Annotated in this window: 1 protein-coding gene; it reads left to right on the top strand. The window is 68.6% G+C overall.

Translation table 11 applies throughout. The features are described 5' to 3' along the window. The coding region (locus ACX6XY_RS30190) for a phosphopantetheine-binding protein (protein ID WP_460337834.1) at nucleotides 1-293 on the top strand (293 nt) is incomplete at both ends.

Below are 293 nucleotides of genomic sequence, written 5' to 3'. Positions count from 1 at the left end.
GCGTTGGGGCAGGAGTTGTATCCGACGCTGTTGTTCGAGTATCCGACGGTGCGGAGTCTGGCCGCGCATCTGCGTGACGAGGGTATGGCGCCCCAGGCCGCCCCCGCGCCCGCCGTCGCGGCTCCGGCGGCGGTGTCGCTGGACGGGCTGATCACCGGTCTGGTGGCGGAGGCGCTGGGCAGCGATGACGTGCCGCAGGACCGGGGCTTCTATGACCTGGGTCTGACGTCGGTCAACTTGCTTGCGATCGCGGGGAAGTTGGAGGAGGCGTTGGGGCAGGAGTTGTATCCGAC

Source organism: Streptomyces sp. O3 (genome assembly GCF_054788135.1).
Note: the sequence above shows the minus strand (reverse complement) of the source record. Positions and strands in the feature narration are given on the sequence as shown.